Annotated in this window: 13 protein-coding genes; 12 read left to right on the plus strand and 1 reads right to left on the minus strand. The window is 69.1% G+C overall.

Going from position 1 to position 13090, the window contains the following annotated elements; translation table 11 throughout:
* The first annotated feature begins 27 nt into the window (after positions 1 to 27).
* From PQI23_RS07285 to PQI23_RS07305, 5 genes are read left to right on the plus strand one after another with little or no spacing between them, the layout of a single operon-like run.
* Complete coding sequence (locus PQI23_RS07285) at positions 28 to 708, plus strand: GntR family transcriptional regulator (RefSeq protein ID WP_339973018.1); 681 nt, start codon at positions 28 to 30, stop codon at positions 706 to 708.
* Positions 705 to 2243, plus strand: a complete 1539-nt coding sequence (locus PQI23_RS07290) for an MmgE/PrpD family protein (RefSeq protein WP_339973020.1) — start codon at positions 705 to 707, stop codon at positions 2241 to 2243. Before PQI23_RS07285 ends, PQI23_RS07290 begins: the two co-directional genes overlap by 4 nt.
* A complete protein-coding gene (prpB, locus tag PQI23_RS07295; RefSeq protein ID WP_339973022.1) occupies positions 2243 to 3142 on the plus strand; it encodes a methylisocitrate lyase in 900 nt (299 codons plus the stop codon). Before PQI23_RS07290 ends, prpB begins: the two co-directional genes overlap by 1 nt.
* Positions 3143 to 3192: 50 nt before the next feature.
* Positions 3193 to 4332, plus strand: coding sequence for a bifunctional 2-methylcitrate synthase/citrate synthase (locus PQI23_RS07300; RefSeq protein WP_339973023.1), 1140 nt, complete (start codon positions 3193 to 3195; stop codon positions 4330 to 4332).
* Positions 4329 to 5105 carry an enoyl-CoA hydratase gene (locus PQI23_RS07305; protein ID WP_339973025.1) on the plus strand — a complete coding sequence of 259 codons (777 nt, stop codon included), beginning with the start codon at positions 4329 to 4331 and terminating at the stop codon, positions 5103 to 5105. The genes PQI23_RS07300 and PQI23_RS07305 overlap by 4 nt, the downstream gene beginning before the upstream one ends.
* A gap of 28 nt (positions 5106 to 5133) precedes the next feature.
* Here PQI23_RS07305 and PQI23_RS07310 read toward each other — a convergent pair whose 3' ends face one another.
* On the minus strand, positions 5134 to 5457 hold the full coding sequence (locus PQI23_RS07310; RefSeq protein ID WP_339973027.1) for a putative quinol monooxygenase: 324 nt from the start codon (positions 5455 to 5457) through the stop codon (positions 5134 to 5136).
* 96 nt (positions 5458 to 5553) lie between these two features.
* On the opposite strand from PQI23_RS07310, the gene argC reads away from it, so the two are divergent.
* The 7 genes from argC to PQI23_RS07345 all read left to right on the plus strand — a co-directional run bounded on the left by argC (position 5554) and on the right by PQI23_RS07345 (position 13082).
* Positions 5554 to 6615: an N-acetyl-gamma-glutamyl-phosphate reductase gene (gene argC, locus PQI23_RS07315; protein ID WP_339973029.1), complete on the plus strand. Its 1062-nt coding sequence runs from the start codon at positions 5554 to 5556 to the stop codon at positions 6613 to 6615.
* Complete coding sequence (gene argJ, locus PQI23_RS07320) at positions 6612 to 7769, plus strand: bifunctional glutamate N-acetyltransferase/amino-acid acetyltransferase ArgJ (RefSeq protein WP_339973031.1); 1158 nt, start codon at positions 6612 to 6614, stop codon at positions 7767 to 7769. The genes argC and argJ overlap by 4 nt, the downstream gene beginning before the upstream one ends.
* A 7-nt stretch (positions 7770 to 7776) precedes the next feature.
* Positions 7777 to 8679, plus strand: coding sequence for an acetylglutamate kinase (gene argB, locus PQI23_RS07325; RefSeq protein ID WP_339973033.1), 903 nt, complete (start codon positions 7777 to 7779; stop codon positions 8677 to 8679).
* Positions 8680 to 8711: 32 nt separating this feature from the next.
* The gene (locus tag PQI23_RS07330; RefSeq protein ID WP_339973035.1) at positions 8712 to 9308 is read left to right on the plus strand and encodes a prepilin peptidase; all 597 of its coding nucleotides are present in this window, start codon (positions 8712 to 8714) and stop codon (positions 9306 to 9308) included.
* Between the two features lie 148 nt (positions 9309 to 9456).
* Complete coding sequence (locus PQI23_RS07335) at positions 9457 to 10791, plus strand: ABC transporter substrate-binding protein (protein WP_339973037.1); 1335 nt, start codon at positions 9457 to 9459, stop codon at positions 10789 to 10791.
* 6 nt (positions 10792 to 10797) lie between these two features.
* Entirely contained in the window at positions 10798 to 12147 is a 1350-nt protein-coding gene (locus PQI23_RS07340) for an ABC transporter permease (RefSeq protein WP_339973039.1), read from the plus strand.
* A complete protein-coding gene (locus PQI23_RS07345; protein ID WP_339973041.1) occupies positions 12144 to 13082 on the plus strand; it encodes a carbohydrate ABC transporter permease in 939 nt (312 codons plus the stop codon). The genes PQI23_RS07340 and PQI23_RS07345 overlap by 4 nt, the downstream gene beginning before the upstream one ends.
* Positions 13083 to 13090 lie beyond the last annotated feature (8 nt).

Consider the following 13090-nt stretch of genomic DNA (forward strand, 5'->3'; position numbering starts at 1 on the left):
GCGCCGCGCAGTGGATACGTTAGCCTCATGGCGACGGCGACACCGACGAGGAGCGAGCGCACGGGCGACCGCGTCTACCGGGCGCTGCTCGAGCAGATCCAGACGGGTGCGCTCGCGCCCGGCACCGCGATCGGCGAAGTGGAGCAGTCGCTGCGCTGGGGCGTCAGCCGCACGCCGATGCGCGAGGCGATCGGGCGGCTCGTCGCCGACGGGCTGATCACGCAGCAATCCGCACGCGTGCTCGTCGTCTCGGGCTTCGACGTCTCGGACGTGCGCGCGCTGTTCGAGACGCGCCGAGCCCTCGAGGAGACGGCGGCCCGCCTTGCGGCGGAGCGCGGCGACCGGACGACCTTCGCCGAGATCGCATCCGCGTTCGAGACGGCGCACCCCGACGCGACGGCGTCGAGCGCCGACGAGTACTACGCGCTCATCGCACGCTTCGACGCGGCGATCGACGCCGCCGTCGCGAACTCCTATCTCGTGCAGGCGCTCCGGCCCGTCCGCACCCACCTCGCCCGCGCCCGCGCCCTTGCGCGCGACCACCACGAGCGCCTCGTCGCCTCCGCCGGCGAGCACGCTCTGATCGCCCGAGCCATCGCCGACGGCGACCCCGAGCTCGCCGCGCACGCCACCCATGTCCACCTGCATCGCGCGCTCGCGTCGATCCTCGCAGCCATCGCCGACACCGAAGAGAGAGCCTCCGCATGACCGTCACCCACCACGTCCGTGTGCACCGCAGCGAGGAAGCGCTGCCGCGCGAGCAGCAGTTCGCCTGGAAGATCGCCGAGGTGGCGGCGGACCCGGTCGCGGTCGACCCCGACGTCGTCGACATGATCATCAACCGCATCATCGACAATGCCTCGGTCGCCGCAGCGTCTCTGACGCGAGCGCCGATCGTCGCGGCGCGAGCGCAGGCGCTCGCGCACCCCGTCTCCCGCGGCGGTGCGGGAAGCACGATCTTCGGGCTGCCGTCGAGCGCGCCGCTCGACCTCCTGTCGAGCCCGGAGTGGGCGGCCTGGGCGAACGGCGTCGCCGTGCGCGAGCTCGACTACCACGACACGTTCCTGGCGGCCGAGTACTCGCACCCCGGCGACAACATCCCGCCGATCCTCGCCGTGGCTCAGCACGTCGGCGCCGACGGCGAGGCGCTGGTGCGCGGCATCGCCACGGGATACGAGATCCAGATGGATCTCGTGCGGGCGATCTGCCTGCACCGGCACAAGATCGATCATGTCGCCCACCTCGGGCCCTCCGCAGCCGCGGGCATCGGCACCCTCCTCGGACTCGACGTCGCCACCATCGCGCAGGCCGTCGCGCAAGCGCTGCATACGACGACGGCGACCCGCCAGAGCCGGAAGGGCGAGATCTCGACGTGGAAGGCGCACGCCCCCGCCTTCGCCGGCAAGATGGCCGTCGAAGCCGTCGACCGCGCCATGCGGGGCCAGACCTCCCCGGCGCCGATCTACGAGGGCGAGGACGGCGTGATCGCGTGGATGCTCGACGGGAAGTCGGCGGCCTATGACGTGCCCCTGCCCGTTGCGGGCGAGGCGAAGAGAGCCATCCTCGACAGCTACACGAAGGAGCACTCGGCCGAGTACCAGGCGCAGGCGTGGATCGACCTCGCGCGACGGCTCCACGGCGCGCACCCCGAGCTCGCCGACCCCGAGAACGTAGCAAGCATCGTGCTCCATTCGAGCCATCACACCCACTTCGTGATCGGTTCGGGTGCAGGCGATCCGCAGAAGTACGACCCGACCGCGTCGAGGGAGACGCTCGATCACTCCATCCCGTACATCTTCACCGTCGCGCTGCAAGACGGCGGGTGGCATCACGTCGACTCCTACACTCCGGAGCGGGCGGGGCGCGCGGACACGGTCGCACTCTGGCAGAAGGTGACCACCGCGGAGGATGCGGAGTGGACGCGGCGGTACCACTCCGAGGACCCGGACGAGAAGGCGTTCGGCGGGCGCGTCGAGATCGAGCTCGTCGACGGCACGACCGTCGTCGAGGAGATCGCGGTCGCCGACGCCCACCCGCTCGGCGCCCGACCCTTCGCGCGCGAGCAGTACATCGCGAAGTTCCGGCTGCTCGCCGAGCCCGTGCTCGAACCCGGCGAGATCGACCGGTTCCTCGAGCTCGTGCAGCGGCTTCCCGAACTCACCCCCGACGAGGTGCGCGAGCTCAACATCGTCGCGCGACCCGGCCTCATCGATCTCGACGCCGCACCGAAGGGACTCTTCTGATGCTGTACGCCCAGACCCCGGCGCATGAGAAACGGCGCGCCTTCCGAGAACGTCTCGCCAGCGGCGAGCTGCTGAGGCTGCCGGGGGCGTTCAACCCGCTGTCGGCCCGCCTCATCGAGCGGAAGGGCTTCGACGGCGTGTACATCTCGGGCGCCGTGCTCTCCGCCGATCTCGGTCTGCCCGATATCGGTCTCACGACGCTGACGGAGGTGGCGGGGCGCGCACAGCAGATCGCACGCATGACCGAGCTGCCCGCGATCGTGGACGCCGACACCGGATTCGGCGAGCCGATGAACGTGGCGCGCACGATCCAGACGCTCGAGGACGCGGGCCTGGCCGGTGCGCACATCGAAGACCAGATCAATCCGAAGCGCTGCGGGCACCTCGATGGCAAAGCCGTCGTCGATGAGAGCACGGCCATCAAGCGCATCAGGGCCGCGGCCGATGCTCGGCGCGATCCGAACTTCCTCATCATGGCGCGCACCGATATCCGCGCGGTCGACGGACTCGATGCGGCGATCGAGCGCGCGAAGGCGCTCGTCGATGCGGGAGCCGACGCGGTGTTCCCCGAAGCGATGCGGACCCTCGACGAGTTCGCCGCCATGCGCGCGAGCCTCGACGTGCCGATCCTCGCGAACATGACCGAGTTCGGCAAGAGCGATCTCTTCTCGTCTCAGCAACTCGCCGACGTCGGAGTGAATATCGTGATCTGGCCCGTGTCGATGCTGCGGATCGCGATGGGTGCGACCGGGCGCGCGCTCGATGAGCTGAACGACGCCGGGCATCTCGCGGGCAAACTCGACGAGATGCAGCACCGCGCCGACTTGTACGACCTCGTGGATTACGAGGACTACAACAGCTTCGACTCGAACGTGTTCGACTTCACGGTCGAACGGTAGGGCGACAGCTCTTCACCACCACAGCAGTTCATCGTAAAGGAGCGCATCACGTGAACCAGGAGATCAAGAAGGGGCTCGCGGGAGTCATCGTCGATACGACCGCGATCTCGAAGGTGAACCCGGAGACGAACAGCCTGCTCTACCGGGGCTACCCGGTGCAGGAGCTCGCGGAGAGCCAGCCGTTCGAAGCGGTTGCTCACCTGCTCTGGCACGGGGAACTGCCGAGCCCCGCCGAGTTGGAGCACCTCCGCCGAGCGGAGCGGCAGCACCGCGCGCTCGCGGCTCCGGTGCGGGCGGCGATCGATCTGCTGCCGATCGACGTGCATCCCATGGACGAGGTGCGCACGGCGGTCAGCGTGCTCGGAGCGCTCGACCTCGCCGGGTCGGGGTCGGTGCTCGATGCCTCGGGGAGCGCCGAGGAGAACCTCGAGCGCGCGATACGACTGTTCGCAGCGCTTCCGGCCATCGTCGCCTACGGTCAGCGACGCCGGCGCGGCGCGCCGCTCGTGGAGCCCCGAGACGATCTCGACTATTCCGCCAACTTCCTCTGGATGACGTTCGAGGAGGAGCCCGATGGGGTCGTCGTCGACGCGTTCAACCGCTCGATGATCCTGTACGCCGAGCACTCCTTCAACGCCTCGACCTTCACGGGCCGCGTGATCACGTCGACGCTCTCCGACCTGTACTCGGGAGTCGTGGGCGCCATCGGCGCACTCAAGGGGCCGCTCCACGGCGGTGCGAACGAGGCGGTGATGCACGTCTTCGACGAGATCGGCTCCGCTGACCGTGTGGAGAAGTGGCTCGACACGGCGCTCGCAGAGAAGCGCAAGATCATGGGATTCGGGCATCGCGTCTACAAGAACGGGGACTCCCGCGTGCCCACGATGCGCGCCGCGCTCGACTCGCTCATCGCGCACTTCGAGCGTCCCGAGCTCGCAGAACTCTCAGACGCACTCGAACAGGAGTTCATGGAGCGCAAGGGGATCCACTCGAACCTCGACTACCCCTCCGGCCCCGCCTACCACCTCATCGGCTTCGACACTCCGATGTTCACGCCGATCTTCGTCGCGGCGCGCGTGACCGGATGGACCGCGCACATCATGGAGCAGGCGGAGGCGAACGCGCTGATCCGGCCGCTGTCGGCGTACGACGGGCTCGCGGAGCGACACGTGACAGACTGGACGGCATGAGCGACTACACGACGATCATCGCCGAGACGCAGGGACGCGTCGCCACCATCACCCTCAACCGACCCGAAGCGCTCAACGCGTTGAACGGCACCCTCGTGCGCGAGCTCATCGATGCGGTGCAGGGCTTCGACGACGACCCGTCGATCGGAGCCATCGTGCTCACCGGATCGGCGAAGGCGTTCGCCGCCGGGGCGGACATCAAGGAGATGGCGAACCTCGGCTACGCCGACATGTACCTCGACGGCCCGTTCCCCGGCTGGGGCGGCTTCGAACGCACCCGCACGCCCCTCATCGCCGCGGTCGGAGGCTTCGCGCTCGGCGGCGGCTGCGAACTCGCGATGATGTGCGACATCATCATCGCCGCCGACACCGCGAAGTTCGGTCAGCCCGAGATCACCCTCGGGATCCTGCCCGGCTTCGGAGGCTCGCAGCGGCTGCCGCGCGCGATCGGCAAGGCCAAGGCCGCCGATCTCGTGCTCACCGGGCGCATGATGGACGCGGAGGAGGCGGAGCGCTCAGGGCTCGTCTCCCGCGTCGTGCCCGCTGACGACCTGCTCGGAGAAGCCGCGAAGGTTGCGGAGACGATCGCGTCGAAGTCGCTGCCGGCGGTCTACGCTGCGAAGGATGCGCTGCAGGCTGCTCAGGAGATGCCGCTCGCCGAAGGGCTTCGCTTCGAGCGCCAGGCGTTCGCCGCCGCGTTCGCCACCGAGGACCAGAAGGAGGGGATGCGCGCGTTCGCCGAGAAGCGCGCTCCCGAGTTCCGTCATCGCTAGGGCGGGCGGATCCCGAGGCGCCGACCGCCTAGGCGTCGATCTGGAGCTCTCCCATCGCATCCCAGCCCGCTCCGTCGATCTGACGGGAGATGATCTTCGGGGTGGCGACGAGGTGCGGCCGCATCGCCTCGAGACCGGCCGCGAAGTGCGCTGAGGAGACGTGCGGGCCCGCGCCCTCGTCGGTGAAGGCTTCGACGAGCACGAACTCGTTCGGATCCTCGAGGCTCCGCGACCAGTCGAACCAGAGGTTGCCGGCTTCAGCGCGCGTTGCTTCCGTGAACTCGCGCACGATCTCGGGCCACCGCTCCACGCTCTCGGGCTTGACGGGAAATTTGACGACGATGAAGTACATGCCGTCGAGCCTATCGGGCGGGGTGCGGCGAGCGGACCCTTCGCCGGATGGTTGAATAGGGGGACGCGTGCGCGCCGCCCGCGGGAGAGGGAGACGATGACATACAGCGTCGCTGTTGCGGGAGCCAGCGGATACGCGGGGGGCGAGCTGCTCCGTCTGCTCTGCGAGCACCCGGAGTTCAAGATCCGCACCGTCACCGGTCATTCGACGGCGGGCCAGCCGCTCGTGCAGTCGCAGCCGCACCTCCGCTCGCTCGCGCATCTCACGCTGCAGGCCACCACCCCCGAGGTGCTCGACGGTCACGACATCGTGTTCTTCGCCCTGCCGCACGGCGCATCGGGCGCGCTCACGGAGAAGCTCGCAAACGTGCGCCTCGCGGTCGACTGCGGCGCCGACCATCGCCTGACGAGTTCCGAGGACTGGGCGGCGTTCTACGGCGGCGAGCACCATGAGTCCTGGACGTACGGCGTGCCCGAGCTGATCGTCGCGCGCGAGGACGGCACGAGCGGTCGCCAGCGCGAGGCGCTGGTCGGGGCGACGAGGATCGCGGCACCGGGATGCAACGCCTCCACCGTGGCGCTGTCGCTCGCTCCCGGCATCGCCGACGGAGTCATCGAGGCGCGGGATATCGTCTCGGTGCTCGCGGTCGGCCCCTCCGGAGCCGGGAAGGCGGCGAAGACGCACCTGCTCGGCGCAGAGCTGATGGGTACGGCGAACCCGTACGCGGTCGGCGGGTCCCACCGGCACATCCCCGAGATTCGCCAGGCGCTCCGCGGTGCCGGTGCGCGCGAGGAGCCGACGATCAGCTTCACGCCGGTGCTCGTTCCGATGAGCCGGGGCATTCTGGCCACGACGACGGCGCGAGTAACACCCGGCACGACCGCCGTGGACGTGCGCGCCGCCTGGGAGCGCGCCTACGCCGATGAGCCCTTCGTCCAGCTGCTTCCCGAGGGAGTGCAGCCGCGCACCGCCGACACGCTGGGCGCCAACACGTGCCTCATCAGCGTGACCGTCGATGAGAACGCCGGTCGCGCGGTGATCGTCGCCGCCCTCGACAATCTCGCCAAGGGCACCGCCGGAGCCGCCATCCAGTCGGCCAACATCGCCCTCGGCCTGCCCGAACGCACCGGCCTTTCCGTGAATGGAGTCGCACCGTGACCGTGACCGCACCCCAGGGCTTCCGCTCCGCAGGCATCGCCGTCGGTCTGAAGAGCACCGGCAAACCCGACCTCGCGCTCGTCGTGAACGACGGGCCTGAGCGCGCGAGCGCCGCCGTCTTCACCTCGAACCGGGCGCAGGCGAACCCGATCCTCTGGAGTCGCGCGGCGATCGCCGGCGGTGCGGCGCACGCGATCGTGCTGAACTCCGGCGGCGCGAATTGCTTCACCGGCGACTTCGGGTACGAGACCACTCGCCTGACCGCCGAGGCCGTCGCGCAGGAGATCGGGGAGGACGACGCGAAGCGGATCCTCGTCTGCTCGACCGGGCTCATCGGTACCGGGGACCAAGCCTTCCGCGACAAGATCGTCGGCGGAGTCCCGGCGCTCGTGGGCGCGCTCGCCGCCGACGACACCGCGGCGGCGAGCGCGATCCTCACGACCGACTCCGTGGAGAAGACGGCCGTGCATCGTGGAGACGGGTGGACGATCGGAGCGATCGCGAAGGGCGCGGGCATGCTGGCGCCGGGCCTCGCGACGATGCTGGTGGTGATCACGACCGACGCGCGGCTCGACGACGACGCGCTCGACCGCGCGCTGCGCGCTGCGACCTCCGCGAGCTTCGACCGCCTCGATTCCGACGGCTGCATGTCGACCAACGACCAGGTCACGCTGCTCGCGAGCGGCGCCTCCGGCATCGCGCCGGAGGAGGCCGAGTTCGCCTCTGCGCTCGCGGGCGTCTGCGACAGCCTCGCGGCGCAGCTGCAGGCCGACGCCGAGGGCTCCAGTCACGACATCGATATCGAGGTGCGCGGAGCCGCGTCGGTCGCCGACGCCGTCGAGGTGGGGCGATCCGTCGCCCGCAACAACCTCTTCAAGGCGGCGATCTTCGGCAACGACCCCAACTGGGGCCGAGTGCTCGCCGCGATCGGCACCACGGAGGCCGCGTTCGACCCCTACGCGGTGGACGTCGCCTTCAACGGCGTGCGATTGTGCCACGCGGGCGCGCCCGACCGGCCGGTGGAGGAGTGCGATCTCACGCCCCGCCGCACGCACGTGGAGATCGATCTGTTCTCCGGCTCGCACGCCGCGACCATCCGAACCAACGACCTCACGCACGACTACGTGCACGAGAACAGCGCCTACTCGAGCTAGGAGACCGATGTCCGTCACCGAGAGGCCTCTCGACCACGAGCACGCAGCCGCGCGCGCCGAAGTGCTCATCGATTCGCTGCCCTGGCTGAAGAAGTTCCGCGACACCGTCATGGTGATCAAGTTCGGCGGCAACGCGATGATCGACGACCGGCTGCTCGAAGCGTTCGCCGAAGACGTCGTCTATCTGCGGCACACCGGCATCCGCCCGGTCGTGGTGCACGGCGGGGGCCCGCAGATCAACGCGATGCTCGCGCGACTGGGCATCGAGAGTGAATTCCGCGGCGGCTACCGCGTGACGACTCCCGAGACCATGGACGTCGTGCGCATGGTGCTCACGGGCAAGGTGAACCCCGAGCTCGTCGACCAGATCAATGCGCACGGGCCGCTCGCGGCGGGAACGACGGGGGAGGACGCCGGGCTGTTCGTCGGCCGCCGGCGCCCGCCGATCGAGGTCGGCGGCGAGCTGGTCGATCTGGGGCTCGTGGGCGACGTGATCGATGTGCGCATCGAACCCGTTCTCGCGCTGCTCGACGCCGGTCTGATTCCCGTCGTCTCGTCGATCGCGCCCGACGTGGACCGGCCGGGCGACTCGCTCAACGTGAACGCCGACGCGGCGGCGAGTGCGCTGGCGAGCGCGCTCGGCGCGGAGAAGCTCGTCATTCTCACGGACGTCGCGGGGCTCTACGCGGACTGGCCGGATCGCGACTCCCTCGTCTCCTCGATCACCGCGGGCGAGCTCGAAGAGCTGCTGCCGAGCCTCGAATCGGGCATGATCCCGAAGATGCACGCCTGCCTCGACGCGGTGCGCGGCGGCGTCTCGAAAGCGGCGATCATCGATGGCCGGGAACCGCACTCGGTGCTGCTCGAGATCTTCACGGAGCGCGGCATCGGAACGGAAGTCACGCCGTAGCGTCTCGGTCGAGCGGCGGACGAGGAGCGACGATGCCGTCGGGTTGGGCAGCAGTGGCGACGGTCTGCGCGGTCGTCGCGTTCGCCCTGTTCGCGGTCTGGACGGTGCTGCTCTCCGTCGTCGATGTTCGCGAACGCCGCCTGCCGAATCGGCTCGTGTCGCTGGCCCTCTGCACGACGCTCCCCGCGCTGCTCGCGAGCACCGCGGCGCTCGGCCTCGACGGCGGCGCGGGGCTCGTCAGCGGTGACCGGCCGGCGATGCGCGTCGCGTTGGACACGGTGATCGCGGCCGCGGCCTGCGGTGCGGGGTTCGCGGTGCTGTGGCGCTGGGCTCCCGCTGGCATCGGCGGCGGAGACGTGAAGCTCGCGCCGCTCATCGGAGCCGTGACCGGCTTCGCGGGAGGGGGGACGGCCGCCCTCGCGGCGGTGGTCATCGTTTTCGGCGTCGCCGCGGTCTGGGGCGCCGTGCTGCAGGTTCGTCGGTGCCGAGGCGCTCGAGCGCTGCGCGCGGCCCTGCCCCGCGCGGCCCTGCCCGTCTCGAACGCGCCCCTCACGGCCGTGCGCCTCACGGCCGTGCCCTTCGCGCCCTGTCTCTTCGCGGCCGCCTGGGTCGTGATCGTGTGCATCTAGACCCTGCGAGCACAGCGGCGCAAGGCCTTTCGAACGGGGTGAGGAGTCGATAGGTTCACACTGGAGGCCCAGACGCGCTGGCGCACCGGGGCGCTCCTCGGAACGGGAGGGGCCCGCTCCGACTTCGGATCGGTTGGATGGAGTACTCATGCACACCACACGATTCGCGCGGTCACGGATCACCCGCGCGACGACCGGACTCGCCGCCGCAGCGCTGCTGTTGACGGCGTGCGCAGGCGGCGGCTCAGGCGATGGCGGCGACGGAAGCAGCGAAGCTCCGGCGGGCGATGAATTCGCGGGGGAGTCCCTGACGGTAGCCGCCGCTTGGTCGGGCGCCGAGCAGGAGAACTTCGAAGCCGTGCTCGAGGAGTTCGAGCGCCGAACCGGCGCGTCGGTCTCGTACACGAGCTTCGGCGACAACGGACCCACGTACATCAGCGGTCAGCTCGAGGGAGGCTCGCCGCCCAACGTGGCAGTGCTGGGCCAGCCCGCGCTCATGGAGTCCCTCGCGATGAACGGCGACATCATGCCGGTCGCCGACGAGGTCGAGCAGGCCGTGAGTGACAACTACTCCGAGGACTGGGTGGACCTCGGAACGGTCGACGACGAGCTCTACGGCGTCTGGTTCAAGGCCGCCAACAAGTCGACCGTCTGGTACAACGCCGACATCTACGACGAGGCGGGCGCCGAGGCTCCGGAGGACTGGGACGGCTTCATGGAGCAGCTCGAGCTCATCACCGACTCCGGCTACGCCGGCATCTCGGTCGGCGCCGACGTCGGCTGGCCGCTCACCGACTGGTTCGAGAACGTGTATCTCCGCACCGCCGGTCCGGAGAAGTACGACCAGCTCACGAACCACGAGATCCCCTGGACCGACGGCTCCGTGAAGGAGGCGCTCACCGTGCTCGGCGAGCTCTGGGGCAGCGACCTGGTGCAGTCCGGCGGCGATCAGCGCGACTTCCCGACGAGCGTGACCGAGGTCTTCGGCGCCGACCCGCAGGCGGGCACCGTGTTCGAGGGCGACTTCGTCGCGGGCAACATCACCGCCGACGGCACCTCGACCGTCGGCGAGAACGCCCTGTTCTACGATTTCCCTGCGATCAACGATTCGGCTCCGGCGGTCGTCGGCGGCGGCGACGTCGCCGTGCAGTTCGACGAGGATCCCGCGACCACCGCGCTGATGGCGTACCTCGCCTCCCCGGATGCGGCCGAGGTCTGGGTGCCGAACGGCGGCCTCACCTCGCCGAACACCGGCGTCGACACGTCGCTGTACCCCGACGACATCTCTCGACAGATCGCCGAGGCGCTCACCGGCGCCGAGACCTTCCGCTTCGATCTCTCGGACCTGGCGCCGAGCGCGTTCGGCGGAACCCCGGGGCAGGGCTTCTGGCAGGAGATGATCTCCTTCTACCAGAACCCCGATGACGTCGACGGGGCGGCGCAGCGACTCGAAGACGCGGCAGCCGCCGCCTACGACGGGTAGCGGGCAGTGAGCCGCACGCAGACGGTCCCGATCGCGCTCCGCAGCGGGAGCGTGCGACAGCGGGGCCGTCTGCGCCAGTGGTTGCTGGTGGGATCCTTCCTCGGTCCCGCCCTCCTGGCGCTCGGCGCTCTGGTGGTGTACCCGATCGTCTACACCGTGATCCGATCGTTCTTCGACCGCTCGGGCTCGGACTTCGTGGGCTGGGAGAACTACGTCACGATGTTCACGAACGACACGACGTTCACCGCCATCCGCAACAATCTCGTCTGGGTCGTCGTGGCTCCCGTCACCGTGACCATCATCGGGCTGCTGCTCGCCGTGCTCGTCGACAAGATCGGCTGGAAGACGGCGTTCCGGCTCATCGTGTTCATGCCGATGGCGATCTCGATGCTCGCCGCCGGCGTGATCTTCCGCGGAATGTTCCAGGAGAGCCCGCAACTCGGCGTCGTGAACGCGGCGATCACGAGCGTGCAGAGCGTGTTCTCCGATCAGGCGAGCTACCCCGGTGCGAAGCCCCGCGAGGGCGTGGGCATCGCGGCGGACCAGGGTGTGATCGCCTCGTCGGAGGAGGTCGCTGCCGGGGGTACGCAGGACTTCCCCCTCATCGGGATCAAGCGCAGCTCGCTTCCCGAAGGAGTGAGCGAGGCGACGGCTGCGAGTTCGGCGAGCGACACGCAGATCTCGGGAACCGTCTTCCTGGATGTGATCCGCGGAGGCGGCGGCACGGACGGGAAGCTCGAGGCGGGCAAGACGGGCCTCGAGGGCGTGCGGGTCGACGCGGTCGACGTCGACGGCTCGATCCGCGGCTTCGCGACGACGGGCGCGGGAGGCACCTACACGATCGATGGGCTCGAGGCGGGCGAGTCGTATCGCATCGCGCTGCCGGCCTCGAACTTCGGCGACGGGGCGGCCGGTGTCTCCTGGCTGAGCGCTGCGTGGATCAACGTCGTCGTGATCCTCGCCTACGTCTGGATCTGGGCGGGCTTCGCGATGGTGATGATCGCGTCGGGGCTCTCGGCGATGGACCGCTCGCTGCAGGAAGCGGCCCGCACCGACGGCGCGAACGAGTGGCAGATCTTCTCGAAGATCACCGCGCCGCTCCTCGCACCCGTGCTGCTGGTGGTGTTCGTGACGCTAATCGTCAACGTGCTGAAGATCTTCGACCTCGTGTACGTGATCCCGCCGGGCGCCTCGAAACCCGCGGCGAACGTGATCGCGGTGGAGATGTGGACGGTCTCCTTCGGCGGCGGCAACAACCAGGGGCTCGGATCCGCTCTCGCGATCCTGCTGCTGATTCTCGTGCTGCCCTCGATGATCGTGAATGTACGCCGATTCAGAGCGGAGCGCGGACGATGAGCACGCACGTGCAGACGAAGACCACCCCGACCGGGCCGGGAGACACCGGGGGGACGAAGCCTCCCGGTCCGGTTCGGGGTCGTGGGCAGAGCATCGGATCGCGGATCGCGCGGGTCGCGAGCAGCGGCATCGTGCACGCGGTGCTGGTGATCGTCGCGATCTTCTGGCTCGTGCCCACCATCGGGCTGCTGCTCACGTCGTTCCGCACCGCGGGCGACAACGCGGCGAGCGGGTGGTGGACGGTGCTGACCAAGCCCGCGGAGCTGACGCTTGAGAACTACGCGAACCTGCTCTCGAACCCGACGATCACCGGCTCGTTCTGGAACACTATCGTGATCACGGTGCCCACGACGCTGCTCGTGGTGATCATCGGCGCGCTGGCCGCCTACGCGTTCGCCTGGATGCGCTTCCCCGGCAGGGACTGGTTGTTCATCGCGGTGATCGTGCTGCTCGCCGTCCCGCTGCAGGTCGCACTGATTCCGCTGGCGCGACTGTTCGGCTCGATGGGCATCTTCGGCAGCGTGGTCGGCGTGATCCTCTTCCACACGGCGTTCGGTCTTCCGTTCGCGATCTTCCTGCTCCGCAACTTCTTCTCGCAGGTGCCGGAGGAGCTGCTCGAGGCCGCCCGCATCGACGGCGCGCGCGACTGGTTGATCTTCTTCAAGATCATGCTGCCGCTCGGGTTGCCGGCGATCGCATCGCTCGCGATCTTCCAGTTCCTCTGGACGTGGAACGACATGCTGGTGGCCCTCATCTTCACGAATCAGGACTCGCAACCGCTGACCGTGGCGATCCAGTCGCAACTCAGGCAATTCGGAGCGAACATCGACGTGCTTTCGGCGGGAGCCTTCCTCTCGATGATCGTTCCGCTGATAGTGTTTTTCGCGTTCCAGAGGTATTTCGTGCAGGCGCTTCTGGCCGGCTCGCAAAAGTAGCAACGGAG

The organism is Leucobacter sp. USCH14, assembly GCF_037619215.1.
GTDB lineage: Bacteria > Actinomycetota > Actinomycetes > Actinomycetales > Microbacteriaceae > Leucobacter.